Raw genomic sequence first — 26,071 nt, forward strand, 5'->3', positions numbered from 1 at the left:
TATGCAGGTCGAGGCCATTTTATGAGATTTCTGCACACTTCCGACTGGCATCTCGGCCGGGCGTTCCACCGGGTGAACATGCTCGACGCCCAGGCCGGGTTCATCGGCCACCTCGTCGAGACCGTGCGTGAGCACGGCGTCGACGCCGTGGTCGTGTCGGGAGACGTGTACGACCGGGCCGTGCCGCCACTGGCCGCCGTCGAGCTGTTCGACGACGCCCTCCACCGCCTCGCCGACCTCGGCGTGCCCACGGTGATGATCTCCGGCAACCACGACTCGGCCCGCCGTCTCGGCGTCGGCGCCGGACTCATCGACCGCGCCGGCATCCACCTGCGCACCGACCCCGCGGGGTGCGGGACCCCGGTGGTACTGGCGGACACGCACGGAGAAGTGGCCTTCTACGGGCTGCCCTACCTGGAACCCGCCCTGGTGAAGAGCGAGTTCGGGGTGGAGAAGGCGGGCCACGAGTCCGTGCTCGCCGCCGCCATGGACCGGGTCCGCGCCGACCTCGCCACGCGCGCGCGGGGCACCCGTTCCGTCGTCCTCGCGCACGCCTTCGTCACCGGCGGCGAGCAGAGCGACAGTGAGCGGGACATCACCGTCGGCGGGGTCGCCGCCGTGCCCCGCGGTGCCTTCGACGGCGTCGACTACGTGGCGCTCGGACACCTGCACGGCTGCCAGACCCTCACCGAGCGCGTCCGCTACTCCGGCTCCCCGCTGCCGTACTCCTTCTCGGAGCACCAGCACCGCAAGAGCATGTGGCTCGTCGACCTGGACGCCGACGGCTCGGTCACCGCCGAGCGGCTCGACTGCCCGGTGCCGCGCGGCCTGGCCCGGCTGCGGGGCACGCTGGAGGAACTGCTCGCCGACCCGGAGCACACCCGGCACGAGGAGGACTGGGTCGAGGCGACCCTCACCGACCCGGTCCGCCCGGCCGACCCCATGGCCCGGCTCACCGGCCGCTTCCCGCACACGCTGAGCCTCGTCTTCGATCCCGAGCGGGCCCCGGACGACCCCGCCGTGTCCTACGCCCGGCGCCTCGCCGGCCGCAGCGACCAGCAGATCGCGGAGGACTTCGTGACCCACGTGCGCGGCGCCGGACCCGACGGCAACGAACGGAGCGTGCTGCGGGACGCCTTCGACGCGGTGCGCGCGGACGACACCGTGCGGGAGGTGGCCCGGTGAGGCTGCACCGCCTGGACATCACCGCCTTCGGGCCCTTCGGCGGCTCGCAGAGCGTCGACTTCGACGAGCTGTCCACCGCCGGACTCTTCCTGCTGCACGGACCCACCGGCGCCGGCAAGACCTCCGTCCTCGACGCCGTGTGCTACGCGCTGTACGGCTCGGTGCCCGGCGCCCGCCAGAGCGGCCAGGGCATGACCCTGCGCAGCGACCACGCCGTCGCCGCGCGCACCGAGGTGCGCCTCGAACTCACCGTCGCCGGACGCCGGCTGGAGGTCACCCGGCAGCCGCCCTGGGAGCGCCCGAAGCTGCGCGGCAGGGGCACGACCGTCGACAAGGCCCAGACCTGGCTGCGCGAGTACGACGCGCGCGCCGGCACCTGGAAGGACCTCAGCCGCTCCCACCAGGAGATCGGTGAGGAGATCACGCAACTGCTCGGCATGAGCCGCGAGCAGTTCTGCCAGGTCGTGCTGCTGCCCCAGGGCGACTTCGCGCGCTTTCTGCGCGCCGACGCGGAGGCGCGCGGCAAGCTGCTCGGCCGGCTCTTCGACACCCGGCGCTTCGCCGAGGTCGAGAAGCGCCTCGCCGAGCGGCGCCGCGCGACCGAAACCCGGGTACGCGAGGGGGACGCCGCGCTGCTGGCAGACGCCCACCGGATGCAGCAGGCCGCCGGTGACGCCATGGAACTGCCCGAGCTGGCGCCGGGCGAGCCGGGACTGGCCGAGGCAGTCCTCGGCGCCGCCGCCGTAGCGCGCACCACCGCCCGGGAACTGCTGGCCGTCGCCGACTGCCGGCTCACGGCCACCGAGTCCGCCCAGGCCGCGGCCGAACGCGACCTTGCCGACACACGCGAACTGGACCGGCTGCAACGCCGGTTCGCGCAGGCGCGGGAGCGGGCCGAGCGGCTGGCGGAGCGGGCCGACGCCCACCGCGCCGCGCAGCAACGCATGGAGCGCGCCCGCAAGGCCGAATCGGTCGCACCCGCACTGGAGCTGAGGGACGCCGCCGACGCCGAACACCGGCGGGCGGCCGGCTCGGAGGCACGCGCGCGTGCCGCCCTGCCGCAGGCCCTGGCGGACGCCGGCGCCACGGGGCTGGCCGCCGCCGCGCGCCGGGCCACTGAGGAACTGGGCGGCCTGGAGTCGGCCCGGCGGGCCGAACAGCGCCTCGCCGAGCTGGTCGAGGAGCGGGCCGGACTGGACCGCCAGGAACGCGCCGACGAGGAGGCCCTGCACGAGGCGGAGAGCTGGCTCGCCGGCTGGGAGACCACGCGCTCCCGGCTGCAGGCCGCCGTCGACTCCGCGCAGGAGGCCGCGACCCACGCCGAGCAGCTCGCCGTGCAGCGCGACCCGGCGCAGCGCCGGCTGAACGCGGCCCGGCAACGGGACCGGCTGACCGGTGACACGGCTGAATCCCAGCGGCACGTCCTCGGCTCGGCCGAACGCGCCGTCGAAGCCCGTGCCCACTGGCTCGACCTCAAGGAGCAGCGGCTGAACGGCATCGCCGCCGAACTCGCCGCAGGCCTCACCGACGGCGCACCGTGCGCCGTGTGCGGCGCCACCGAGCACCCCGCCCCCGCACGCAAGATCGCCGGGCACGTCGACCGCGAGGCGGAGGAGCGCGCCCTCGTCGCCTTCCAGGACGCCGACGAGCGGCGCGCCCAGGCCGAACGGCGCCTGGGTACCGTACGGGAGGCACTCGCCGCCGCCACCGCGGAGGCGGGAGACGCGCCCACCGCCCGGCTGGCCGAGGAGGCCGAGGAGCTGGAGCGGCGGTACGCGCGGGCGCGGGTGAACGCCTCCGGGCTGCACGCCGCGCAAGAGGAGCTGCGCCGGGCCGAGCGTGAACGGGAGCAGCGGATCGCGGCCCAGCAGCAGGCCGCCGTCCGGGCCGCGTCCCGGGTCGGCAACCGGGAGCGGCTGGAGAGCGAACGGGCCGCGCTGGAGGAGGAGCTGACGCGGGCGCGCGGCACCGCCGACAGCGTGGCGGCACGGGCCGCGCAGCTGGAGCGCCGGGCCGCGCTGCTCACCGAGGCCGCCGACGCCGCCCGCGTCGCCGAGGACACGGCCCAGCGGCTCAAGGACGCCGACGCCCGTCTCGCCGACGCCGCTTTCCGTGCCGGCTTCGACACCCCACGGGACGCCGCCGCCGCACTGCTCGACGACACCGCCCACCGCGAGCTGCAACGCCGGCTCGACGCATGGGACTCCGAGGAGACCGCCGTACGCGCGGTCCTCACCGAGGCCGACACCGCCGCCGCGGCCCAGCAGCCGCCCGCCGGCCTCGGCGCGGCACAGGACACCGCCGCCGACGCGGGCCGACGGCTGCGCGACGCCTCCTCGGCACGCGACGCGGCCGCCCGGCGCTGCGCCGAACTGGACCGGCTGTCCGCGCACGCCACCAACTCCGTACGCCTCCTCGCCCCACTGCGCGAGGAGCACGGCCGCGTCGCCCGCCTCGCCTCACTCGCCGCGGGCACCTCCGCGGACAACGAACGCCGGATGCGCCTGGAGTCGTACGTGCTGGCGGCCCGCCTGGAGCAGGTGGCCGCCGCGGCGACCGCGCGCCTTCAGCGCATGTCCTCCGGCCGCTACACCCTCGTCCACTCCGACGACCGCACCGGGCGCGGCCGCAGCGGCCTCGGCCTGCACGTCGTCGACGCCTGGACCGGCCGCGAGCGCGACACGGCCACACTCTCCGGGGGCGAGACGTTCTTCGCCTCGCTCGCCCTCGCGCTCGGCCTCGCAGACGTCGTCACCGACGAGGCCGGCGGCGTCCGTCTGGACACCCTGTTCATCGACGAGGGCTTCGGCAGCCTCGACGACCAGACCCTCGACGAGGTCCTCGACGTCCTCGACTCCCTGCGCGAACGGGACCGCAGCGTCGGCATCGTCAGCCATGTCGCCGACCTGCGACGGCGGATACACGCCCAACTCGAGGTCGTGAAGGGACGGACGGGGTCGGTACTGCGGCAACGGGGCGCCGGCTGAGCGCTCCCGGCGGGCCTCGGCGGCGAACGCGCCGGCCATGTGACAGTCGCCCCTGGACCCCGGCCGCTACGCGGTGCGCGCGGCCGAGCCGCGCCCCGGGCCGGAGGCCTCGCTGAACGTCGTACAGCCGCGGCGGCTCGCGGACCTCTGACTTCCCGGACTGCGGGGTGATATCGGAATGCGTGGCGGCGGCCGGCCGTCCATCATGGTTGCCCATGCCACGACTTCCGCACCCCGCCCCCGAAGAACTGCGCCGCGACCCCCTGCCCCTGCGCGGTCGGACCGCCCTCGTCACCGGGGCCAGTCGGCGCGGCGGCATCGGCCACGCCGTGGCCCGGCGGCTCGCCGCGTACGGGGCGAGCGTCTACCTGCACCACCACCTGCCGCACGACGCCGCCATGCCCTGGGGCGCCGACCGTACGGAGGACGTGGTCGCCTCCGTACGCGCAGCGCTCGGTGACCCGGACGCCACCGTGCTGGCCGGTCCCGGTGACCTGGCCGACCCCGCCGCCCCCGGCGAACTCGTGGCCACCGCCGCCGAGGCGCTGGGCGGACGGCTGGACATCCTGGTCGCCAACCACGCCCTCAGCGGCTCCGACGGCACCCTCGACACGATCGACGCGGCCATGCTCGACGCCCACTGGCAGGTCGACACCCGCTCGGTGCTGCTGCTCGTCCAGGCCTACGCCCGGCTGCGGGCCGCGCTGCCGCCCCGCACTCCCGGCGGGCGTGTGGTGATGACGACCTCCGGCCAGGACATCGCGGGCGGCATGCCCGGGGAGATCGCCTACGCGCTCCAGAAGGGCGCGCTCGCCTCCATCACGCGCTCCCTGTCGACGACCCTCGCCGAGCACGCCGTCACCGTCAACGCGGTCAACCCCGGGCCCGTGGACACCGACTACATGACCGGCGAGGACTACGAGGCCGTCGCCGCGCTCTTCCCCGCCGGCCGGTGGGGCATGCCCGACGACCCGGCCCGCCTCATCGCGTGGCTCGCCACGGACGAGGGGGAGTGGGTCACCGGTCAGGTCGTCGACTCGGAGGGCGGCTTCCGGCGGTGAGGCCCGGGGCGGCCGGGAGCCGACGCCCGGTTCACAGCCGCGACAGCTCGTCCACCAGGTCGTCCAGACCCAGCGAACCCTGGGAGAGGGCCGCCATGTGCCAGGCCTTCGGGTCGAAGGCGTCACCGTGCCGCTTGCGGGCGTTCTCCCGGCCCAGCAGCCACGCCCGCTCACCGAGCTTGTAGCCGATCGCCTGGCCCGGGATCGTCAGGTACCGGGTCAGCTCGCTCTCCACGAAGTCCGCCGGACGGCTGCTGTGCGCGCCGAAGAACTCCTGCGCCAGCTCCGGCGTCCAGCGCTCGCCCGGGCGGAACGGGGAGTCGGCCGGGATCTCCAGCTCCAGGTGCATGCCGATGTCCACGATGACCCGGGCGGCCCGCATCATCTGCGCGTCCAGGTAACCGAGCCGCTGCTCCGCGTCGGTGAGGAAGCCCAGCTCGTCCATCAGCCGCTCCGCGTACAGCGCCCAGCCCTCGGCGTTGGCGCTGACCATGCCGACCGAGGCCTGGTAACGGGACAGGTCCTCGGCGACGTGCGTCCACTGGGCGAGCTGGAGGTGGTGCCCGGGAACACCCTCGTGGTACCAGGTGGAGACCAGGTCGTAGACCGGGAAACGGGTGAGGCTCATCGTCGGCAGCCAGGTGCGGCCGGGGCGCGAGAAGTCCTCCGACGGGGACGTGTAGTACGGCGCCGCCGCGCTGCCGGGCGGGGCGATGCGCGACTCCACCTTCCGCACCCGCTCGGCGAGTTCGAAGTGGGTGCCGTCCAGTGCCTCGATCGCCCGGTCCATCAGGCCCTGCAGCCAGTCGCGGACCTCGTCGACACCCTCGATGTGCTTGCCGTGCTCGTCCAGGTGCGCCAGCGCCACCCACGGCGTCTCGGCACCCGGCAGGATCTTCTCCGCCTCCTGCCTCATCTCGGCGAGCAGGCGGTGGTACTCGGCCCAGCCGTACGCGTACGCCTCGTCCAGGTCCAGGTCCGTGCCGTTGTAGTAGCGCGACCAGCGGGCATAGCGCTCGCGCCCCACGGTGTCCGGGGCGCCCTCGATCGCCGGCGCGTAGGCGTCGCGCATCCAGTCCCGCAGCTCCACCACGGCCGCGGTCGCACCCCGGGCCGCTTCGTCCAGCTCCGCGCGCAGCGCGTCGGGGCCGGTGGACGCGAAGTCCTCGAACCAGCCGCGGCCCTCACCCGTGTCCGCCCACTCGCCGAGCTGCTCGACGAACGTCGCGGTCGGGCGCGGAGACGCGTACAGCTTGCGTTCCAGACCCAGGGCCAGGGACTCGCGATAGCCCGCGAACGCCGCCGGCACCGCGCGCAGCCGCTCGGCGATCCGCGCCCAGTCCTCGTCCGTCTGCGTCGGCGTGATGGTGAAGACCTCGCGCACCGAGTGCGCGGCGGTGCCCATGTTGCCGACCGAACGCAGGCCCTCCTCGGCCTCGTGAACGGCGAGTTCGGCGGTGAGGCGCTCGCGCAGCAGCCGGGCGCAGCGCCGTTCCACGTCGCTGTCCCCGCCGGGCCGGCGCTCCGCCTCGTCCAGCAGAGCGAGCGTGGCCCGCGCCAGCTCCGCGAGAGCCTCCTGTCCCGCGGGCGAGAAGTCGGGCAGGCGGCTGGAACTCTCCTGCACGCCGAGGTACGTACCGGTGACCGGGTCGAGGGCGATGAGCTCGTCGACGTAGGCGTCGGCGACCTCGCGGGGCAGCGGGCTCTTGGTCTCTGACATGCGGACATCCTCATACGGATTCCGGTGCCGCGTCAGCCCGGTTCGCCGGGCCCGCCGCCGTGGACGGCCGGATTTCGCTCAGGGCGTGGCAGCGGGGGCGGCCGGCGGCAACAGGGGGCCGCACTCCCACCGCTGGAAGATCAGCCGCGTCTCGACGCGCGCCACCTCCCGACGGGACGTGAACTCGTCCAGGACCAGCCGCTGCAGATCCGTCATGTCCGCGACCGCGACATGGACGAGATAGTCGTCCGGACCGGTGAGATGGAAGACGGTGCGCGACTCCGCGAGCGCCCGGATCCGGTCCACGAACGGGCCGACCAGCTCCCGCCGGTGCGGGCGCACCTGCACCGACAGCAGCGCCTGGAGGCCGCGGCCGAGCTTCGCCGGGTCCAGTTCGAGCCGATGGCCGAGGATCACCCCGGCCCGCCGCAGCCGGGCCACCCGGTCCAGGCAGGTCGACGGGGCCACCCCGACCTGGGCGGCGAGATCGCGGTAGGTGGTCCGGGCGTCGTTCTGCAGCAGCCGCAGCAAATGAAGATCCACCGGATCCAGTACGACGGACTCGGTCATGCGCCGAACGTAGCACGGTCGGCGGCCCCGCAGGCCCGGTGAGTGTTCACTCTTCGGCCATGGACTCTGCGCGCACACACACGTCACCGTCCGACGAGGGACGCACCACCGTGCCCTCGCACGCTCCCACGGGCAGGGCACTGGCCACCGAGGCCGTGCACGCCGGCCGCAACGATCTCGCCGGCCGGGGACTGCACGCCCCGCCCATCGACCTGTCCACGACCTACCCGTCGTACGACAGCCGCGGCGAGGCCGCCCGCATCGACGCGTTCGCCGCCACCGGCGCCGAACCCGATGGCCCACCGGTCTACGGCCGTCTCGGCAATCCCACCGTCGCCCGCTTCGAGACGGCGCTGGCCCGGCTGGAGGGCACCGAGGCCGCGGTCGCCTTCGCCAGCGGCATGGCCGCGCTGAGCGCTGTACTGCTGGTCCGGGGCTCGATGGGGCTGCGGCACGTCGTCGCCGTACGGCCGCTGTACGGCTGCAGCGACCATCTGCTGACCGCCGGGCTGCTGGGGTCCGAGGTCACCTGGACCGACCCGGCCGGTGTCGCGGACGCGCTGCGCCCGGACACCGGCCTGGTGCTCGTGGAGTCGCCCGCCAACCCCACGCTGGCCGAGGTGGACCTGCGGGCCGTCGCCCACGCCTGCGGGTCGGTGCCGCTGCTCGTGGACAACACCTTCGCCACGCCCGTGCTCCAGCGCCCCGCCGAACAGGGCGCTCGCCTGGTGCTGCACAGCGCCACCAAGTACCTCGGCGGGCACGGCGACGTGCTGGCCGGGGTGGTGGCCTGCGACGAGGAGTTCGCGGGGCGGCTGCGGCAGGTGCGCTTCGCCACCGGGGGTGTACTGCACCCGCTGGCCGGCTATCTGCTGCTGCGCGGGCTGTCGACCCTGCCCGTGCGCGTGCGGGCCGCCTCCGCGAACGCCGCCGCGCTCGTCGGCCGCCTCGCCGCCGATCCGCGCGTGGCCCGCGTCCACTATCCGCGCATCGGCGGTGCCATGGTCTCCTTCGAGGTCCATGGGGACCCGCACGACGTCATCGGCCGCGTCCGCCTGATCACCCCGGCCGTGAGCCTCGGCAGCGTCGACACGCTCATCCAGCACCCCGCGTCCATCAGCCACCGCATCGTGGACGCCGACGACCGCCGCGACGCCGGGGTCGGCGACCGGCTCCTGCGCCTGTCGGTCGGCCTGGAGGACGTCGACGACCTGTGGGCCGACCTCGACCGGGCGCTGGGGGAGCGTGCGGGGGAGCGGGCAGGCGGGGCGGTCCCGTCGCGGGAGGCGCTGTCGCGGGCCGACTGATCACCGTGCGCCGGCCGGACCGGCCGACGTTCGCGGGCCGGTCGGTCGCCGTGGGTGGGCCGGTCGGTCGTCGTGGGTGGGCCGGTCGGTCGTCGTGGGTGGGCCGGCGTTCGCGGGCCGGCCCACCGCGCCGCACGCCCGCGGGCTCACTCCCCGCCGATCCGCTCCCCGTGCGGCAGCCGCGTCGCGGCCAGGGCCGCGGGGTCCAGGTGGGCCGTGACGACCAGGGTCCCCTCCTCGATCCGGTAGTCGAGGGGGAGTCCCAGTCCGCGCATCGCGGCGACCATGCCGGTGTTGGACGCCTGCGTCACGGCGTACACGTTCGCGCAGCCCGTTTCCACCGCCATCGCCACGAGTCGGCCGAGGAGTTCGCCGCCGATGCCCCGGCACTGCCACGCGTCCTCGACGAGCAGCGCGACCTCCGTCTCGTCCCCGTCCCACAGCAGGTGACCCAGTCCGACGATCCTCCCCGAGGCGGCCTGTACGGCGAGGGTGCGGCCGTAGCGCGGGCTGAGCAGGTGGTGGAGATACCGGTCGGCGTCCTCGACCGGGCCGTGGTACCGCCGCCCGAGTGTCTGTGCCGAGCACCGCTCGTGCATCGCCTTCGCCGCCGGAACATCACGCGTGTCGGCCCGGCGCACCGTGATGTCGCTCCCCTCGGGCAGCGTCAGCACGTCCCGGCCGCGCGGGACACGCGGACCGAGCCGGGCGTCCAGCTCGACCAGCGCCCGGGCCCGGGCGAACTCGGCCGGGGTGAACGGCAGGTACGGCCGCTCCACACTGATCACCCCGCCCTCCGGCGCGCGCAGCCGCAGCACGGTGTCCTTCAGCGCGCCTTCCGGCGGCACGTCGTCCACCTCCTGCCCCATGACGCCCGCGGGCAGCGAACGAATGGTGCACCGGCCCAGCAACTGCCGAAGAACCAGCGGAAGTTCCGCCGTGTCCAGAGCTGTCCGGGCGGCCAGTCCCAGGATCCGGGTCGGCGCGTCGACGAGGTCGTGGGCGTCCGCCCGCTCCGTCCAGGTGCGCCCGCCGCCCGCCGCCGACACCACACCGGCCAGCTCGGACCCCGTCAGCTCACCCGGGGTACGGAGCAGGAACTCGTCCACCGTGCCCTCGGCCAGCGGATGCGTCTGCAGGCTCAGGATGTCGACCCGCCTCTCGGCGAGGGCGGTGCACAGCACGGCCAGCGACCCGGGTGCGTCCCGCACTGTCGTCCGCATCCGCCACAGCGCGCTGTCCCCGGCCTCCGCTGCCGCCACCGGCTCGCTGTCCGGGTCGGAGGACCCGGACAGAGAGGCGGCGGACGGCGGCCGGGCGTCGGGATCGTCCGTCGGCGGGGCGTGGCCGTGGCGCCGTGACCACCAGGTGTGGAAGCCCGCCGTGGCGACCAGGGCGGCCACCGACGCCAGCAGCAGGGCGGGTACCGCGGAGCCGTGCTCCACGAGGGGCGCCACCGCGCCCGTCACATCGGACATGTCTCGACTCATGCGACCACTGTGAAGGAACGGTGTTGCGTGATCACGAACGCTCTGTGACCGATGGGTAAAAAGAGCTTCCGGGACATTTGGGAAGCGCGGCCTCAGAAGGTCAGGGGCCGCGCACCGGGGGATGACGCCGGTGCGCGGCACACCTCACAGGCTACGGGAACTACTGACCCACCCGGCCAGGCTGGAGTACCTTCGTGAACAGCACCGTGCCGTCCTGCTCACGCAGCCGTACCGTCATCTCGGCGCTGTCGCCGTCGATTTCGACCTCGCCGAAGAACTGGTAGCCGCCCGCGGGGGAGACGTTGGAGGCGGTCGGCGCCTTCACGAAGACCCTCTCCGGACCGAAGGTGCCGTCGAGCGCGCTCGCCGGGAAGGCGCCCGCGTTGAGCGGCCCGGACACGAACTCCCAGAACGGCTCGAAGTCGGTGAACGCGGCCCGCGAGGGCTGGTAGTGCTGGGCCGAGGTGTGGTGCACGTCGGCCGTCATCCAGACCGTGCCGGTGATCCGCCGGTGCTTCACGAAACGCAGCAGTTCGGCGATCTGCAACTCACGTCCCAGCGGCGCGCCGGGGTCGCCCTGCGCCACCGCCTCGATGTTCGCCTTGCCCTCGGTGCCGTCGGACACGACCAGGCCGACCGGCATGTCGGCGGCGATCACCTTCCACACCGCACGCGACCGCGACAGCTCCCGCTTGAGCCACTCCAACTGCTCGCGGCCCAGGATGCCCTGCGGGTCCACGGTCTGGCCGCCGGGGGAGTTGACGTTGCGGTACGTCCGCATGTCCAGCACGAACACGTCGAGGAGGGGACCCTGGTGGAGGACCCGGTGCACACGGCCCTCCCGCGCGCCGGGGCGCAGGGTGGAGATCGGGAAGTACTCGCCGAACGCGCGCCGGGCCCGGGCGGCCAGCACGTCCACGCGCTTCTCGGTGTAACGGCTGTCCGTGTCCGCGATCACCTGGCCCGGGTACCAGTTGTTGCGTACCTCGTGGTCGTCCCACTGGACGACCGACGGGACCTGGGCGTTGAAGCGCCGCAGGTTCTCGTCGAGCAGGTTGTAGCGGAAGTTGCCGCGGAACTCGGCGAGGGACTCGGCGACCTTGGACTTCTCCTCGGTGGTGACGTTGCGCCAGACGCTGCCGTCGGGCAGTGCGGCCGTCTCGGCGATGGGGCCGTCGGCGTAGACGTTGTCGCCGCTGCACAGGAAGAAGTCCGGGTCCAGGGCGCCCATGGCGTCGTAGATGCGGTAGCCGCCGAGGTCGGGGTTGATGCCCCAGCCCTGGCCCGCCAGATCGCCGGACCACACGAAACGCACTGGCTCGCGCCGGCGGACCGGCACCGTGCGGAAGGTGCCGGGGACCGGCTCGCCGGTGCGGCGCGGGTCGTCCGGGTCGGCGAGGAGGACTCGGTAGTGGATCTGCTCGCCCGGCGGCAGGCCGCGCAGCCTGGTCGTGCCGGTGAAGTCCGTGCCGGCGCCCAGCAGCGGGCCGCGCCATCTGCGCGGGTTGCGGAAGGACTCGGTCGCGGACGTCTCGACGATCATCCGGGCCGGCCGGTCGGACCGTACCCACACCAGACCGGAGTGGGCGGTCACGTCTCCCGTCTGCACGCCCCAGCCCGCTCCCGGCCGCCCGGAACGGGCGAACGCCGGCGCCGCCCCGAGAGCGGTGGGCAGGGTCAGGGCCGCCGACGCGGCGAGCGAGCCGCGCAGCACGCTGCGGCGACCGGGCAACGGACGGTGTGACATGGATGCGCCTCCAGGGACGTCCAGGGACGGGATCCGGCCGGTGACCGGCCGGTGTGCAGAGCCAGACCTACTGGTGCGGCGCGGCGAGCACGGAAATTGCGGGTGAACAACCGGCCGCCCGCGCACCGGACGCATCACACTCGCCCCGCGCCATCCGCGCCACCCCTTCCCGAATCCGCCCCGGCGTCAGATGCGCGTATCCCAGCACCAGCCGCACCTCCTTCCCCGCAGACCCGTTCTTCCCCGTCGTCCGGTCCCTCCCCGCCGTCCCGTCACCGCCCGTCCCGTGCCCGTACGCCGCCAGCGCGTGAACCGCGACCCCGGCGTCCGCCACGCGCGTGAGGAAGTGTTCCTCGGGACCGTACCGTTCGGGGAGCGTGGCGATGGCGTGGAGTCCGGCGGCGATGCCGGAGACCCGCGAGCCGGGGAAGTGCTCCTCCAGCGCGGCGACCAGCGCGTCGCGCCGCTCGCGGTAGGCGCGCTGGCAGACGCGCAGCTGGCGGTCGTAGTCGCCGCGCTCCACGAAGCGCGCGAAGAGCGCCTGGTCGAGCGTCGGATGTCCGAGGTCCGTGGTGCGTTTGCGCTCGACGACGTCGTCCGCCAGCCACTCCGGTACCAGCAGCCAGCCCAGCCGCAGTCCCGGTGCGAGGGACTTGCTGACCGAACCCGTATAGGCGACGCGTTCCGGATCGAGCCCTTGGAGGGCGCCCACCGGGGCACGGTCGTAGCGGAAGTCGCCGTCGTAGTCGTCCTCCAGGACGAGCCCGTCCACGGACCGCGCCCAGTCCAGCAGTTCGGTGCGCCGCCGCGCCGAGTAGGCGATGCCGGTGGGGAACTGGTGGGCCGGCGTCGTCACGACCGTCCGTACGCCCGAGGCGTGCAGCGGGCCGACGGCGAGCCCCTCGCCGTCCAGGGGCAGCGGCACGGTGCCGACGCCGGCCGACGCGTACAGGGCGCCGTGCTGAGGGCTGCCGGGATCCTCGACACCGGCGGTGCGCATCCCGCGCGCGTGGAGCACGCTCGCGAGCAGCGCCGTCGCCTGCGCCACTCCGGAGACGACCACGATCCGCTCCGGGTCCGCCACCACGCCCCGGCGCCGTGTGAGCAGCTCGGCCAGCGCGGTCCGCAGCCGGGGCAGCCCGCGCGGGTCGGGATAACCGAGGCTCTCGTGCGGCAGCTCCGCCAGCACGCCCCGCTGCGCGGCGGCCCACGCCGAGCGGGGGAAGAGCGACAGGTCCGGCGTCCCCGGCACGAAGTCGGCGCGGTCGCCGGGGGAGCGCGGGGCGAGATCGCGCGCGCGTGGACGGGCCGCCCTGACGGCGTCGCCGACCCAGGTCCCCGCACCCTGTCCGCTGCGCAGGTACCCCTCGGCCGTCAGCTGCTCGTACGCCTCCGTCACGAGTCCCCGCGAGACCCCGAGGTCGGCCGCGAGGTCCCGGCTGGACGGCAGGCGGGTGCCCGGCGTGAGCCGGCCGGAGCGGACCGCGTCCCGCAGCGCCTCCTGCAGCGCACGGCCACGCGCGCGTGCCGGCGCCGAGACGGCGGGCAGCAGCAACTCCCAGGCGGCCGTGCCGTCGGCCACCTGGCCGGGAATGCCGTCGGGAACGCCTTCGGCCGTGCTGTCGGCGGAGCCCGGACGGCTGTTCTCCGGGCCGGTCGGCGCTGATGTCATGAAAACAGTCTCCCGAAGATCACGTCCGCTCAATCGCCCCTACTTTACGAGGGGTTGGACCCGAGGGGTGAGAGGCGCCGGTGCGTAAACCGGAGTGACAGACCACAGCGAGGGGGCAGGCCGCTGCCGAACCCCAAAATCGTACGCGCAATCCAGGAGCGCCCGTGGACGCCAAGAACCGCTTCGAGACGAAGGCCACCTTCGCTCTCTCCCGACTCGAATGGCTGGGCTTTCTCACCGTATCGCTCGTGCTCGCCTTCCAGCACCGTACGGAGATTCGCTGGGGCGTGTTCGTGCTGCTGTTCGTGGTGATCGACATCATCGGTTATGTTCCCGGCGCGATCGCTTTCCGGCGCAGCCCGGACCGACGCGTTCCGCGTGGCTACTACGTGGCCTACAACGCGATGCACAGCCTGGTCACGGCAGGCGTCCTGGCCGGGGCGTGGGCGCTGTTCGTCCGGCCCGAATGGGCGCTGCTCGCCCTTCCGATCCACCTCATGGGCGACCGGGCGCTCTTCGGGAACTCCCTCAAACCCTTCGGCGTCGCCTTCGAACCGGAAACCGACCCGGCCTTCCGCGTGTTCGAGCAGCGCTACCGCTCGGTGGCGGATTCCGGTGAAGGCGCCGCGGCGCGGACCGTGGAGGACACCGATGCCGTCCGTACTTGACACGCTCGCCGCGCACAGCGACAACCCCAGTTCCTTTCTGGCCCTCAACAGCGGGAACGCGTTCTTCCACGACGACCGGTTCGAGGGCGCCTGCGCCTATCGCAGATCGGGCCGTTACGTGCTGCAGTTCGGCGGCCCGTTCGCGGCACCCGAACACCGCGCCCGGCTGCTGGACGCCTTCGCCGCACACGCCGGACGCCGCCTGGTCGCCGTACAACTGCAGCGGGCGGACGCCGAGCTGTACGCGGCGCACGGGTTCACGGTCAACCAGATCGGGGCGTCGTACGCTGTCGACCTGGGCCGTTTCACGCTGCGCGGCTCACGGTTCGTCCGGCTGCGGAACAAGATCTCGCGCGCCCGGCGGGCCGGTCTGGAGGTCGTCGAGGTAGGGGACGGCGACGACCACGCAGCACTGGACCGGATCGATCGGTGCTGGCTGCGGGAGAAGGGCCGGCACGTCAAGGAGCTGCGCTTCCTCGTCGGCCAGCGCGACGGGAGCCTCCAGAGGCACCGCCGTCTGTTCGCCGGCCGGATCGACGGCGAAGTGGTCGGGTACATCAACTACTCGCCGGTCTACGGCAGCCGGCCAGGCTGGCTGCACGACCTCAGCCGGCGCCGCCCCGACGCGCCGCCCGGCGTGATGGAGGCACTCAACGCGACCGTCATGGAACGGCTGACCGCCGACGGAGCCGGCTGGTTGCACTTCGGATTCACCCCGTTCACCGGGCTCGGCCCGGAGCACGAACCGCCGGGAGCCAGCCGCCTGTTCTCCCGGTTCGCCCGGTTGCTGGCCGAACGCGGCGGCACCGTCTACCCCGCGGCCTCCCAGCTCGAGTACAAGCAGAAGTGGGCCCCGCACGCGGTCCTCCCGGAGTACATCGCCTTCCGCGGCAGGCCCCGCCCCGGCGCCGTCTGGCAGCTGCTGCGCGCCACCAACGCCGTATGAGCCACCGCTTGCGCGGCCGCGCGGGCGCCGCGCCAGTGCCCCACGAGCGCCATATGAGTGCCGTACGCGCGCCGCGCACGTGTCACACCCATCGCACCCCAAAGGACCACGCCCATGAGATTCCTCGAGCGTGAACGCACCACCCTCGCCAAGCTGTTGCCCGACCTGGACCCCGCCCTGCGCGAGACCCCGCTGATGGAGCTGGAGCGGCCGGGCAGCCCCGGCATCCGGCACTTCCGGGACAGCGGCGGCCCGGGGCTCCTGGTTCCGGAGTCCCACCAGGGCCGGGGCGCGAGCGCGCTGGACGCGCTGCGCGTCCAGCGGGCCATCGGCAGCCGTTCTCCCTCCCTGGCCGTGGCCACCACCATGCACCACTTCTCCATGGCCACCCTGGTCGGACTCGGCGACCTCGGCGACGGCCTGGAGTGGATGCTGGTCGAAGGCGTGGCCTCGACCAACCGGGTCATCGCCTCCGGTTTCGCCGAGGGCCGCAGCGGCGCCGGCATCCTGGACCCGTCGATGACCGCCGTGGTGACCAAGGACGGCATCCGGATCAACGGCGTCAAGCGGCCGTGCAGCCTCGCCCGCTCCATGGACGTGCTCACCGCGAGTGTCGTCCTCCCGCGCGAGGACGGGCCGGGGGACGAACTCGCCGTCGCCCTCGTGCCCGCCGAGAGCGACGGCCTGAGCGTCAGCGGCTTCTGGTCGAGCGCCTTCCTCGCCGGTGCCGAGAGCGAACAGGTCACCCTCACGGACGTCCTCGTCCCCCCGGAGCTCCTGCTGCGCACCGCGACGACCTCCGGCGAACGGCTCGACGAGCTCCAGACGGCGGGTCTGATCTGGTTCCAGGCACTGATGACGGGCAGCTACCTCGGCGCCGCGAGCGCGCTGGTGGAGCGGGTGCTGCTGAACGACCGCATCCCCGAGCACGAGCGCGTACGCCTCTACGTCGAGACCGAGGCCGCCATGGCCACCGCCGAGAGCGTCGCCCGACGCGTCGACGCCGGCGACCTCGACGAGTCGGCGCTCGCGCAGGCCCTGTACGTGCGCTACGGCGTCCAGGACGCCATCGCCCGTGTCGTCCCGCGCGCGGTCGAACTGCTCGGCGGGCTCAACTTCATGGCCTCCGACGAGGTGGGCCACCTCGCCGCCTGTGCCAACGGTCTGTCCCTGCACCCGCCGTCGCGCTCCCGGATGACCGGCGCGTTCTCCGCGTACCTGGCCGACCGGCCACTCCTCATCGCCTGACCTCAGTCCGCCGTTCATCGGTGGCCGAGACCCGTTGGGAGAACACACCCATGCCGTCAGACAACCAGCGTCTCGCCGTCCTGCCCACCGGTCGTGCGGGCCCGCGCGACCGCCGCACCCTGCTGCTCACCGGTGGTTCTGGAGTGCTCGGACGGGCCCTGATCGACGAGCTGGCACCCGACTTCGACCTGCTGTGCCTGCGTCGCAACACACCGCTGCGCGATCCGCGGGTGCGCGAGATGCGGGGCGACCTCGTCGCACCCCGGCTCGGTCTGAGTCCCCTGGCCTGGCACGAGCTGGCCCTCCAGGTGGACGTCGTGGTGCACTCCGCCGCCGAGACCAACTGGCGTACCCCACCGGACGACATCACACGCACCAACCTGCGCGGTGCGGACACCATGCTCGACCTGGCCGCCCGGGCCGACGCCCCGATGTATCTGGTGAGTACCGCGTTCGTGGCCAACACACCCACCGAGGAGGACCGCCGGCGCTTTCCCGGCGCCGCCGCCTACCTCGACTCCAAGACCCGGGCCGAGCAGCTGACACGTGACGCGGGCGTGCCCGGCGCCATCGTCCGGCCCTCGGTCGTCATGGGTGATTCCGGCACCGGGCGGATCGCCGGTCAGCAGGGCCTGACCAAGACGATCGGCTCGATGGTCCTGGGACAGGTGCCCGTGCTTCCCGGAGCCCCCGAGGCCCGGATCGACATGGTGCCCCAGGACTACGTCTCACGGGCCATCGGAGACCTGGTCCGGGGCGGCGTCGGCAGCGGCGAGTACTGGCTGACGGCGGGGAAGGAGGCCGTCGAGCTACGGGAGGTCGCCGACGTCTGCGCGGACGTCGCCGTACGCCACGGCCTGCCCCGGCCCGAGCGGCCCCGGCTCATCCCGGTCGAGGCCGTGCACCGGCTGCTGCTGCCCCTGCTGGAGGGCACCGCCCTGCCCGTGTCGGTCCGCCGGCGACTGGAGCACTACGCGGAACTACTGCTGGTGTTCCAGCGGGAGCTGCCGTTCGACACCTCCCTCGGCGAACGCGACTGCGGCACCCGCCCGACCCGCACCGACATCCGCGCCGCGCTCGTGCGCAACGCGGAGAGCTGGGCCGAGGACAGGGCCGGCCTGCTCAGCCGGCACCGGGCCGCCGCGACCGCTCCGAGGGAGGCGGCGTCATGACGGTGTCACCCCCGTCCGCGGAGACGGCCGGGTCACCTGCGGGGACGGCTGTGCCGTCCGCGGGGACGGCTGTGCCGTCCGCCGGGACCGCCGAGCCGTCCGACCGGATCGATGTCGTCGACCTCTACCTCAAGCACATCGGCTCCGGCCGCGCCGTCATGGGCCGGGTCATGGGCGGCATGGCCGAGGTCCGCTCCGAGGGCGCCTGGATCCACGCCGACGACGGCCGCCGCTTCCTCGACTTCGGCGGGTACGGCGTCTTCATCCTGGGCCACCGTCACCCCGCCGTCGTCGAGGCGGTGCACCGCCAGATCGACACCCACCCGCTGGCCAGCCGCGTCTTCCTCGAACCCGTCGCCGCCCTGGCCGCCCAGGCACTCGCCGCCCACACCCCACCCGGCCTCGACCACGTCCACTTCGTCAACTCCGGCGCCGAGGCCACCGAGGCCGCCCTGAAACTGGCCCGCGCACACGGACGCACCTCGCTGATCACCACTCGCGGGGGCTTCCACGGCAAGACACTCGGCGCGCTGAGCGTCACGGCCAACGCCACGTACCAGACGCCCTTCCAGCCGTTGCTCCCCGACGTCACCCAGGTCGCCTACGACGACCCGGCCGGCCTCGAACAGGCGCTGGCCGTCCGCCGCGACCGGGCCTGCGTCATCATCGAACCCGTACAGGGCGAGGGCGGTGTACGCATCCCCCGCCCCGGCTACCTCAGCCAGGTGCGCGCGCTGTGCCGGGCGTACGGCGCCCTGCTGGTCGTCGACGAGATCCAGACCGGCATGGGACGGCTGGGCACCTGGTGGGGAGTGGACGCCGAGGGCGTGAGTCCGGACGTACTGCTCGCCGGCAAGGGGCTCAGCGGCGGTGTCGTACCGGTCGCCGCGATGGCCGCGACCGCCGAGGCCTACGCCCCCTTCAGCCGCGACCCCTACCTGCACACCTCCACCTTCGGCGCCTCCCCGATCGCCTGTGCCGCCGCCCTCGCCACCGTACGGGCGATGGAGGACGAGAACACCGTGGCCCGGGCCGCCGCTCTCGGCCTTCGCGTCCTCACCGCCGTACGGGCCGTGTGCGCGCCGTACGAGGGCGGGCTGGTGTGCGAGGTGCGGGGCCGGGGGCTGCTGATCGGCATCGAGTTCGCCGAGGACCAGGCGGTCGGTGAACTCCTGCTGGAGCTGATCTCCCGCGGTGTGCTCGTCAACCACTCCCTCAACTCCACCCGGGTGCTGCGGCTGACCCCGCCGGCCGTGGTCGAGGACTCCGAGCTCGACCTGTTCCTCACCACTCTCGCCGAGGCCCTGCACAGCGCGGCCGGCCGCATGGCCGGCTGACTCCTGCTTCTGGAAGGAACCGAACGACCCATGCGCCATGTGGTCCTGCACGCCTTCGCCGACGAACTGGCACCCGCCGACGTCTACCGACGCATCAGCGACTTCCGCCGCTACCCCGAGTACAGCGACACCTTCCGTGAGGTGTCCGTCGAGCCCGAGCTGCCCGACGGTTCGACGGTCTCGGACTGGACCGTCGAGTTCCGGGGCGGCCTGATGCGGTGGCGGGAACGCGACACCTACTCGCCCGAGACCCACTCCCTCGCCTTCGAGCAGCTCAGCGGCGACTTCCAGACCTTCGAAGGAACCTGGCGCTGCGAACCCAGGGACGGCGGCACGCTCATCGTGTTCACCGCCGCCTTCGACCTCGGCATCCCCTCCCTGGCCGAGATCCTCGACCCGGTCGCCGAGTCGACCGTGCGGACCAACATCGCCCGCGTGCTGCGGGGCCTGGCGGACGCGGAGGTGATCGATGAACGCGCGGCTGCGGCTCGTGGCTGACCGGACGGCGACCGCCGGGGCGCCCACCGCGACCGATCCGCTGTACGGGGCGTGGCCGCACGGAGAATCGCTGCACGAGGAACCGGGGCCCGGTGCCGCCCGCTGCCTCGGCCTGTACGCCAAGCTGGCCGCCGGGGTGACCGTCGTGACCGCCCGGGGTGAGGACGGCCCGCTCGGCATGACGGTCTCCGCCGTCACCTCGCTCTCCGCCCGCCCCCCGCTGCTCCTGGCCTGTCTTCGCGACGGTTCCCGCACCCTCGCCGCCGCCCGTGCCCGCCGGGTCTTCGCCGTGCACCTGCTGCGCGAGGAACAAAAGGAGCTGGCGGGCCGGTTCGCGTCCCCCACGACGACGGCGGCCGAGCGGTTCGCCGGGAGCGACATCCGGCAGGTGCTGGGCGTCCCGGTGCTGGCGGGCGCGCTCGCCTGGTCGGTGTGCCTGACCGAGGACGTACGCCGCTACGGCGACCACCACCTCGTCGTCGGCCGGGTCGCCGCCGTGCACGTGGGCGGTGGGCGCCCGTTGCTGTGGCACGACCGCCGGTTCGGGGCGTTGACCGAGCCGGTGCCGGACGCCGCCGGATGACCACGCCGCCGGCCGGAGCACCGTACTGGGAACCGGCGGAACTGCCGCCGCATCCCCAACTGCACGGTGTGGTCACCGCGGACGTGGCTGTCGTCGGGGCCGGCCTGGCCGGACTGTCCTGCGCCTACCACCTGGCGGTCAGTGCCCCCGGGCTGGACATCGTCGTGGTGGACGCCGAGCAGCCGGCCGCCGGGGCGAGTGGCCGGGGCACCGGTCTGCTGGGCCCCCGGGCCGGCCCCTCCGTCGACCGCGCGGTGCGCCGCTTCGGCCCGCGGACGGCGCGCCGGATGCACCGGGCCAGCGAGCGGGCGGTACGCGACGTCCTCGACCTGTGCGGCAGGCTCGGCGTACCGTGCGGGTTGCGAACCGGCGAGCAGCTCATGGCCGCACGCTCGTCCGCGGGCCTGGTGGCACTCGCCCGGCAGGCCCGCGCCTGCCGCGAGATCGGTCTGGACGTCCCCGTCCTCACCTCGGCCGGCATCCGCGACCGCGTGGGCGTGCCGTACAAGGCCGCTCTCCTGTACCGCCCCGCCGCCACCCTGGACCCGGCCGCACTGACCTGCGCCCTCGCCCGCGCCTGCGCCGACAAGGGCGTGCGCTTCTACGGCGGCAGCCCGCTGCTGGCGCTGCGCCCCGGTGACCTGGTCGGCCCCGAGCTGGTCCTCCCGCACGGCCGGCTCTACGCCGGTCAGGCGGTGCTGGCCGTCAACTCCGCCGCGCGGACACTGGACCTGCCCGTCGGCACGGTACTCCCGCTGGAGGTGTACGCCGTCGCCACCGAGCCGCTGAGCGCCCCGGTGTACGAGGCACTCGGCGGCGGCGCCGGACGCGCCGTCGTCGACGCCGTGCCGATGGCGCCGTACTTCCGGCTGCTTCCTGACGGGGGCCTGGTGGCGGGAGGCGGCACCGCCACGGTCCTGGCGGGGCTCGACGCTCCCCGGCTGCAGGCACTGCGGGAACGCGCCTGGAGCCGGCTGGAGAGATGGCTGCGGTGCCTGCGCCCCGGCCTCGCCGGGGCACGGGTCACCCACCGCTGGTCCGGCCGCATCGGTGTCACCGGCGACGACCTGCCGGTGGTCGGGCCGGTCCAGGGGTTCCCCGACGTCTGGTACGTCGGCGGCTGCGGCGGACACGGCCTCGCCCTGTCCGTGGCGCACGGCGCGCACGTGGCCGCGGCCCTGCTGGGCACGCCGGAACCCGGAGAACCGCTGCCGTGGCACCGCTCCCGGGCCCCGCGCCTGCCGGTCCACGGCCCCGCCCGGCCCCTGCTGCGCGCGTACGTGGACGGGCTCGGACGCGCCGCTCGCCGCGCCTGCTGACGTCCTGGCGGGGACCGAGAGACAGACCGACAGGAAACCACCAGAGACGCACCGACAGAGACGAACCGACAGGCAAACTGACAGACCACCGAGAGACAACCGACGGAGAGGTCCCGGATGCGCCACCCCCGCCCCGGCAGCGACGGCGGTCTGCCGGCGTCCCTGCCCATGGGCGTCGCCGACGTCGCCTACCACCTGGCCATGGAGGGCAGACCGCTGCCGGCCGGTTTCCTCTTCGGCTTCTTGGGCCGCGCCCCCACCCTGGACTCGGTACGCGCCCGGGTCGCCGAACGCGCCCACCGCATCCCGGCGTTGCGTTACCGCATCGATCGGAGGAGCAGGACGTTCTCCCGCGTCGAACGGATCGACGTGGAGCGGCACGTGCACGAGGCCTGGCTGCCCGGGGACGACGACGGCTCGGGCGCCGGGCGGCTGATGCTGTCCCGTCCCATGGGCGGGGACGGAAGGCCGCCCTGGGACCTGTGGCTGGTGCACGGTCCCACCGGCGGCCACAGTCTGTGCTACCGCACCGACCACACCTTCCAGGACGGCGTGGGAGCCGCGCACACCGCGCGGGCCCTGCTCGACGACGACCCCGCGGGCGGACCGCCGGCGCACCACCGTGGCCTGCCGGCTCCCGGCGGCCTCGCCGGTGCCGTCGGTGACGTGGCGGCCTCCTTCCGGCGGACCGCCAAACCGGCCTTCGACGTACCCGTCCACGGGCGGACGGACATATGTCAGGCGGTTGTCCCGGTGGCGCGGCTGCGGGCCGTCGCCCGGGCCCACGGCGCCTCGGTGAACGACGTCTTCCTCGCCGCCCACGCCCACGCGGTGGGCACCTGGCACCGTAAGAGCGCCGGTTTCCCCCATCCGCCGCTGCCGGTGGCGCTCCCGATGTCGGTGCGGGGACCCGGGGAGGAGTGCGCCCCTGGCAACCGGCTCGTCGTGGCACGCGTCCTGCTGCCCTGTGACGCGCCGTCCGCGCATCACGCGTTGCAGCGCGTGGTCGCCCGGACCGGGGCACTGCGCACCAGCCGTCAGCGAGAGGCCCTGCGCCTGATGCTGAGTGCCGGGCCGCGGGCGGTCGGCGCCCGGGTCGGCACCCGGATGGTCAACGGCCGGTCCGTCGCAGGGCCGGTGAGCAGCGTGAACTTCGGCAGCGCACTCGTCCACCAGGGCAACGTCGCCCGCCGGGCCGTCGTCTACTCCGGGCTCGGCGCCGGTATCCGCTGCCTGGCCACGCTGACGAGCCAGCACGACACCGCCTGCTTCGCCGTGATCCACGACGAGGCCCTGTCGACGGCCGACGAACTCCCGGGCCTGTGGCTGGCGGCACTGCTGGAACTGGAACGGACGTAGCGGGCAGCGGCACGGCAGGGCCCTTGCGCGTCGCGACGGGCCCGGGGCACCTGCCGTGCCGTCCGGTTCCTCAGCGGGAGTCGCGGGAGCCGCCGGAGCCGCCCAGGGTCCCAGTCGTCAGGAACACGCACTTCGCCGCGGCCTCGGAGAGCAGCGGCAGATAGGGCGCCAGGCGCTGCACCACGTACGGCAGTGTGAAAAGGTCGGCCACCCGCGCGTCCCAGCCGTGCCCCGCCCACCAGCCCTCCGGCTCGGCGAGCTGCCAGTTCCAGGAGATCCCGGTGGCCGACAGGGCCTCGAGGAACGGCGCCACGAACGACGAGGACGCGGTCCCGGCGTTCACGCACTCGGCACCGAAGGTGCTGCCGGGTGCGGAGAGCTCCGTCATCGTGCGGACGATGGACTCCACCGTGTGAGGCGGGAGATGGTAGAGGTGCGTCTCGCACAGCCACGCGGTCGGCCGGCGCGGATCCAGCCCGGCGGCGAGCAGGTCCTCGCCCCAGGAGGCGGCCGGGTCGGCACCCACGGTGCTGCGGCGCCCGCAGGACGGTGTGGCACAGTCCAGCACGTGCTCCTTGAAGGCCAGCAGCGCCGGATCCTCGACCTCGAAGACGTGCACCCCCCTCGGCCAGTCCAGCCGGAAGGCGCGGGTGTCGAGACCGGCCCCGAGCAGCACGACCTGCCGGCATCCCGAACGGGCCGCGGCCGTCAGGTGCTCGTCGTAGAAGCGGGTGCGCACCACGGCCCAGTCGGGCAGCAGCCGCTGGAGCGGGCCGTCGCCCGGGGGACCCCCGGTGAAGCCGGCCGCGTGCAGGAAGTCGGCGGCCCACGGATCTCGGACGTACGGCGCGGACCGCCCGTACTCCGCGGCGTGCGCGGACGCCGTCCAGAGGGCGACCCGGGAGAGCCCGTCCGGCAGTGGGACGCCCGACGCGGGCGGGGCCTTGGGCCGTGTGGTGTCCGGCATGGGAAACCTCCGTGTCGGTTCAGGGGGAGCGGCGACGGTTGAGCAGGACCGCCAGCGCGCCCAGCGCCAGCAGCCCGCCGGAGGGACGGGTGGGTCGCTGGCCACCCATCGCGGCGGGGGTCCGCGGCTCGTGGACGTTCAGCGCGAACTGTCGGTTGGCGATGTCGGACAGCACGCCGCGGACCTGCTCAGGGCTGGTGACGGCGGTCAGCAGCAGTTCCATGGAGTTGCGGGCGAACTGGTTGCGGCCCAGGAACTCGCGGCCCAGCGAGAAGAGGATCTTCGGCACCTCGCCCTGGAACACCTCAGGCAGCGTGATCTCGGGAGCCAGGCAGCGTACCGAGCCGTCGAGGTTCGCGAACGACTTGCCCAGCAGCGAGACGGCCGGCGGTGAACCGATGCCCCGCTTGGTCGCCTTGGCCAGCACCGTGGTGAGCGAGACGCCGAAGTTCATGTCCTCCAGGGGCAGATGGGAGACCTTCGGCACGAAGGCGGCCATGTCGGCGGCGAACGCCGGCATGTTGGCCCACGGCGTCATCCGGCCCATCCCCGCCCAGTGCTGTGCCAGTCCGGCCCCGTCGTTCTGCGCCAACGTCATGAACAGCGGGAGCAGTTGCATACTGGTACGGCGGTCCAGACGGCCGACCATGCCCCAGTCGATCAGCGTCGCGGGACCACCGGGCGCGGCGAAGACGTTGCCCGCGTGCGGGTCCGCGTGGAAGAAGCGGTGGACGAAGTACCCGTGGTACATGAAACGCAGCAGATCCTTGCCCAGCTCGATGCGCTCGTCGTCCGTGAAGTGGCTCCGGTCGATGTGCCGCACCGACTTCCCGCCGGCGAGCGACTGGACCAGGACCCGCGGACTGGCGTGCAGTACCCGGGGCACCTCCAGCGAGCGGAACTGCCGGATGTGCTCGCGGGCCTCGTCCATGTTGTGGGCCTCGCCGTTGAAGTCGAGCTCCGGCTCCATCGCGTCGAAGACCGAGCCGAGCATCGCCTCGATGTCGATGACCTCGTTGAACCGGGGCGCGACGCGGGCCACGATCTTCGATGCCCGTCGCATCAGGGCCATGTCCGCGAGCACGCCGTCGCGGATGCCGGGCCGCTGGATCTTCACCACGGCCGGGCGTCCACCGGGCAGTGTCACCCGGTAGACCTGCGCGAGGGACGCCGCCCCGAGCGGGGCGGTGGTCTCGACGTCGTCGAAGCGCAGCTTCCAGTCCGGTCCGAGGTCCCGCGCCAGCACCGGCTCGAACACGGAGAAGGGCTGGACGTCCACCTGGTCGTGCAGGTTCTGCAGCTCGTCCCGGATCGACTGCGGCACCATGTCGGGGCGGGTGGAAAGGATCTGGCCGAGCTTCACGTAGAAGGGTCCGAGGCTCTCCAGTGCCTGCCGCACCGCCTTGGCACGGCGCTGCTCCGACCCGGCGGAGGTGCCGGGGGCGGACCCGGCGGAGGCCTCGGTGTCCTCCGCCGGGGACGGCGTGTCCCGTCTCGTACGTCTCCGCAGCCGGGTCGCCTGTCCCACCTCGTCGGCCACGAGGCTGCCCAGCACCTTGACCACGAGACGCAGCCGATCGCCGACGACAGACGCCATCGTGTGATCCTCCTCAGATCGGGAGCCGGGTACTCGAACGGCGGTCGGTGCGCCCGACCGGTCCGGCCGGGCGGAATGGGGGCACCGGTGGTCGGCTCTAGGGGGAGGACTGTCCGCCCTGGGCCGGCAGGTTGGTCAGGCTCTGCAGGCCCTCGAGCGCCTCGACGAGCTTGGGCAGCACCTGGAGCAGCTGGGTGAGCTGGGTCGGCAGCGACATGAGGTCGCCGACCCCGCCGCCCGCCTGCCCGAGGCCTCCGGCCAACTGCCCGAGCCCACCGAGGGCACCGGCCGCACCGCCGACCGCGGCGAGCGGGTTGGCGGCGCCGCCCAGAGCGGCCAGGGGGTTACCGGCCCCGGCCCCGGCCCCGCCCAGAGTGGCCAGGGGGTTACCGGCCCCGCCGAGCGCCGCGAGAGGGTTGCCGGTCCCTCCCAGCGCGGCGAGCGGGTTGGCCGCGCCCGCGAGCACGGCCGCGGGGTTGACGGCGCCGGCCAGCGCGCCGAGCGCGTTCGCGGGCAGTCCGGCCAGTGTGTCGACCGGGCTGCCCGAGCCGCACGGCCTGGACCTGTCCGGCCGGTCGAGGAAGTCGTCGAAGGCTTCCTTCCCGCTGTCGGCCATATTACCGACCAGGTCCTTGAGG

General features: G+C 73.7%; 21 protein-coding genes. 13 read left to right on the plus strand and 8 right to left on the minus strand.

Features of this window, described 5'->3' with window-relative positions:
* Positions 1–21 precede the first annotated feature (21 nt).
* From ABEA26_RS24375 to ABEA26_RS24385, 3 genes are all read left to right on the plus strand, one after another.
* Entirely contained in the window at positions 22–1,185 is a 1,164-nt protein-coding gene (locus ABEA26_RS24375) for an exonuclease SbcCD subunit D (RefSeq protein WP_345595471.1), read from the plus strand.
* A complete protein-coding gene (locus ABEA26_RS24380; protein ID WP_345595472.1) occupies positions 1,182–4,172 on the plus strand; it encodes an AAA family ATPase in 2,991 nt (996 codons plus the stop codon). The genes ABEA26_RS24375 and ABEA26_RS24380 overlap by 4 nt, the downstream gene beginning before the upstream one ends.
* A gap of 215 nt (positions 4,173–4,387) precedes the next feature.
* A complete protein-coding gene (locus tag ABEA26_RS24385; protein WP_345595473.1) occupies positions 4,388–5,233 on the plus strand; it encodes an SDR family oxidoreductase in 846 nt (281 codons plus the stop codon).
* 31 nt (positions 5,234–5,264) lie between these two features.
* On the opposite strand, the gene ABEA26_RS24390 is transcribed toward ABEA26_RS24385, so the two are convergent.
* Together ABEA26_RS24390 and ABEA26_RS24395 are read right to left on the minus strand one after the other, a co-directional pair.
* Positions 5,265–6,953 carry a DUF885 domain-containing protein gene (locus tag ABEA26_RS24390; RefSeq protein ID WP_345595474.1) on the minus strand — a complete coding sequence of 563 codons (1,689 nt, stop codon included), beginning with the start codon at positions 6,951–6,953 and terminating at the stop codon, positions 5,265–5,267.
* A 78-nt stretch (positions 6,954–7,031) separates the two neighbouring features.
* The gene (locus tag ABEA26_RS24395; RefSeq protein ID WP_345595475.1) at positions 7,032–7,523 is read right to left on the minus strand and encodes an Lrp/AsnC family transcriptional regulator; all 492 of its coding nucleotides are present in this window, start codon (positions 7,521–7,523) and stop codon (positions 7,032–7,034) included.
* A 59-nt stretch (positions 7,524–7,582) separates the two neighbouring features.
* Here ABEA26_RS24395 and ABEA26_RS24400 point away from each other — a divergent pair, with 59 nt between their 5' ends.
* Positions 7,583–8,830, plus strand: a complete 1,248-nt coding sequence (locus ABEA26_RS24400) for a trans-sulfuration enzyme family protein (RefSeq protein ID WP_345595476.1) — start codon at positions 7,583–7,585, stop codon at positions 8,828–8,830.
* Between the two features lie 146 nt (positions 8,831–8,976).
* On the opposite strand, the gene ABEA26_RS24405 is transcribed toward ABEA26_RS24400, so the two are convergent.
* The 3 genes from ABEA26_RS24405 to pdxR form a co-directional block, all read right to left on the minus strand.
* A complete protein-coding gene (locus ABEA26_RS24405; RefSeq protein WP_345595492.1) occupies positions 8,977–10,308 on the minus strand; it encodes a GNAT family N-acetyltransferase in 1,332 nt (443 codons plus the stop codon).
* Positions 10,309–10,480: 172 nt separating this feature from the next.
* Complete coding sequence (locus ABEA26_RS24410; RefSeq protein WP_345595477.1) at positions 10,481–12,067, minus strand: alkaline phosphatase D family protein; 1,587 nt, start codon at positions 12,065–12,067, stop codon at positions 10,481–10,483.
* Between the two features lie 67 nt (positions 12,068–12,134).
* A complete protein-coding gene (gene pdxR / locus ABEA26_RS24415; protein ID WP_345595478.1) occupies positions 12,135–13,739 on the minus strand; it encodes a MocR-like pyridoxine biosynthesis transcription factor PdxR in 1,605 nt (534 codons plus the stop codon).
* Between the two features lie 164 nt (positions 13,740–13,903).
* Here pdxR and ABEA26_RS24420 point away from each other — a divergent pair, with 164 nt between their 5' ends.
* From ABEA26_RS24420 to ABEA26_RS24460, 9 genes are all read left to right on the plus strand, one after another.
* Positions 13,904–14,407 (plus strand): hypothetical protein, encoded by a 504-nt coding sequence (locus ABEA26_RS24420; protein ID WP_345595479.1) that lies wholly within the window; start codon positions 13,904–13,906, stop codon positions 14,405–14,407.
* Complete coding sequence (locus ABEA26_RS24425) at positions 14,391–15,353, plus strand: bifunctional lysylphosphatidylglycerol flippase/synthetase MprF (RefSeq protein WP_345595480.1); 963 nt, start codon at positions 14,391–14,393, stop codon at positions 15,351–15,353. Before ABEA26_RS24420 ends, ABEA26_RS24425 begins: the two co-directional genes overlap by 17 nt.
* 114 nt (positions 15,354–15,467) lie before the next feature.
* Complete coding sequence (locus ABEA26_RS24430) at positions 15,468–16,601, plus strand: acyl-CoA dehydrogenase family protein (protein WP_345595482.1); 1,134 nt, start codon at positions 15,468–15,470, stop codon at positions 16,599–16,601.
* Positions 16,602–16,651: 50 nt separating this feature from the next.
* A complete protein-coding gene (locus ABEA26_RS24435) occupies positions 16,652–17,773 on the plus strand; it encodes an SDR family oxidoreductase (protein WP_345595483.1) in 1,122 nt (373 codons plus the stop codon).
* Complete coding sequence (locus tag ABEA26_RS24440) at positions 17,770–19,110, plus strand: aspartate aminotransferase family protein (protein ID WP_345595484.1); 1,341 nt, start codon at positions 17,770–17,772, stop codon at positions 19,108–19,110. Before ABEA26_RS24435 ends, ABEA26_RS24440 begins: the two co-directional genes overlap by 4 nt.
* 30 nt (positions 19,111–19,140) lie before the next feature.
* Entirely contained in the window at positions 19,141–19,608 is a 468-nt protein-coding gene (locus ABEA26_RS24445) for an aromatase/cyclase (protein ID WP_345595485.1), read from the plus strand.
* Complete coding sequence (locus ABEA26_RS24450; RefSeq protein WP_345595486.1) at positions 19,580–20,191, plus strand: flavin reductase family protein; 612 nt, start codon at positions 19,580–19,582, stop codon at positions 20,189–20,191. Before ABEA26_RS24445 ends, ABEA26_RS24450 begins: the two co-directional genes overlap by 29 nt.
* Positions 20,188–21,510: an NAD(P)/FAD-dependent oxidoreductase gene (locus tag ABEA26_RS24455; RefSeq protein ID WP_345595487.1), complete on the plus strand. Its 1,323-nt coding sequence runs from the start codon at positions 20,188–20,190 to the stop codon at positions 21,508–21,510. Before ABEA26_RS24450 ends, ABEA26_RS24455 begins: the two co-directional genes overlap by 4 nt.
* A gap of 117 nt (positions 21,511–21,627) precedes the next feature.
* A complete protein-coding gene (locus tag ABEA26_RS24460) occupies positions 21,628–22,869 on the plus strand; it encodes a wax ester/triacylglycerol synthase domain-containing protein (protein WP_345595488.1) in 1,242 nt (413 codons plus the stop codon).
* A 70-nt stretch (positions 22,870–22,939) separates the two neighbouring features.
* On the opposite strand, the gene ABEA26_RS24465 is transcribed toward ABEA26_RS24460, so the two are convergent.
* From ABEA26_RS24465 to ABEA26_RS24475, 3 genes are all read right to left on the minus strand, one after another.
* On the minus strand, positions 22,940–23,836 hold the full coding sequence (locus ABEA26_RS24465; RefSeq protein WP_345595489.1) for an SAM-dependent methyltransferase: 897 nt from the start codon (positions 23,834–23,836) through the stop codon (positions 22,940–22,942).
* Between the two features lie 19 nt (positions 23,837–23,855).
* Positions 23,856–25,433 (minus strand): ABC1 kinase family protein, encoded by a 1,578-nt coding sequence (locus tag ABEA26_RS24470; RefSeq protein ID WP_345595490.1) that lies wholly within the window; start codon positions 25,431–25,433, stop codon positions 23,856–23,858.
* Between the two features lie 97 nt (positions 25,434–25,530).
* The coding region (locus tag ABEA26_RS24475; RefSeq protein ID WP_345595491.1) for a hypothetical protein at positions 25,531–26,071 on the minus strand (541 nt) is incomplete at its 5' end.

Source organism: Streptomyces marokkonensis (assembly GCF_039539045.1).
GTDB classification, from domain to species: domain Bacteria; phylum Actinomycetota; class Actinomycetes; order Streptomycetales; family Streptomycetaceae; genus Streptomyces; species Streptomyces marokkonensis.

Excerpts from the sequence above, each read along its gene's own strand:
- ABEA26_RS24465 (WP_345595489.1), bottom strand. The coding sequence starts at position 23,836 with ATGCCGGACACCACACGGCCCAAGGCCCCGCCCGCGTCGGGCGTCCCA.
- ABEA26_RS24460 (WP_345595488.1), top strand. The coding sequence starts at position 21,628 with ATGCGCCACCCCCGCCCCGGCAGCGACGGCGGTCTGCCGGCGTCCCTG.
- ABEA26_RS24435 (WP_345595483.1), top strand. The coding sequence starts at position 16,652 with ATGCCGTCAGACAACCAGCGTCTCGCCGTCCTGCCCACCGGTCGTGCG.
- ABEA26_RS24470 (WP_345595490.1), bottom strand. The coding sequence starts at position 25,433 with ATGGCGTCTGTCGTCGGCGATCGGCTGCGTCTCGTGGTCAAGGTGCTG.
- ABEA26_RS24390 (WP_345595474.1), bottom strand. The coding sequence starts at position 6,953 with ATGTCAGAGACCAAGAGCCCGCTGCCCCGCGAGGTCGCCGACGCCTAC.
- ABEA26_RS24385 (WP_345595473.1), top strand. The coding sequence starts at position 4,388 with ATGCCACGACTTCCGCACCCCGCCCCCGAAGAACTGCGCCGCGACCCC.
- ABEA26_RS24375 (WP_345595471.1), top strand. The coding sequence starts at position 22 with ATGAGATTTCTGCACACTTCCGACTGGCATCTCGGCCGGGCGTTCCAC.
- ABEA26_RS24405 (WP_345595492.1), bottom strand. The coding sequence starts at position 10,308 with ATGTCCGATGTGACGGGCGCGGTGGCGCCCCTCGTGGAGCACGGCTCC.
- ABEA26_RS24450 (WP_345595486.1), top strand. The coding sequence starts at position 19,580 with ATGAACGCGCGGCTGCGGCTCGTGGCTGACCGGACGGCGACCGCCGGG.
- ABEA26_RS24395 (WP_345595475.1), bottom strand. The coding sequence starts at position 7,523 with ATGACCGAGTCCGTCGTACTGGATCCGGTGGATCTTCATTTGCTGCGG.
- ABEA26_RS24410 (WP_345595477.1), bottom strand. The coding sequence starts at position 12,067 with ATGTCACACCGTCCGTTGCCCGGTCGCCGCAGCGTGCTGCGCGGCTCG.
- ABEA26_RS24455 (WP_345595487.1), top strand. The coding sequence starts at position 20,188 with ATGACCACGCCGCCGGCCGGAGCACCGTACTGGGAACCGGCGGAACTG.
- ABEA26_RS24400 (WP_345595476.1), top strand. The coding sequence starts at position 7,583 with ATGGACTCTGCGCGCACACACACGTCACCGTCCGACGAGGGACGCACC.
- ABEA26_RS24430 (WP_345595482.1), top strand. The coding sequence starts at position 15,468 with ATGAGATTCCTCGAGCGTGAACGCACCACCCTCGCCAAGCTGTTGCCC.
- pdxR (WP_345595478.1), bottom strand. The coding sequence starts at position 13,739 with ATGACATCAGCGCCGACCGGCCCGGAGAACAGCCGTCCGGGCTCCGCC.
- ABEA26_RS24425 (WP_345595480.1), top strand. The coding sequence starts at position 14,391 with ATGCCGTCCGTACTTGACACGCTCGCCGCGCACAGCGACAACCCCAGT.
- ABEA26_RS24445 (WP_345595485.1), top strand. The coding sequence starts at position 19,141 with ATGCGCCATGTGGTCCTGCACGCCTTCGCCGACGAACTGGCACCCGCC.
- ABEA26_RS24440 (WP_345595484.1), top strand. The coding sequence starts at position 17,770 with ATGACGGTGTCACCCCCGTCCGCGGAGACGGCCGGGTCACCTGCGGGG.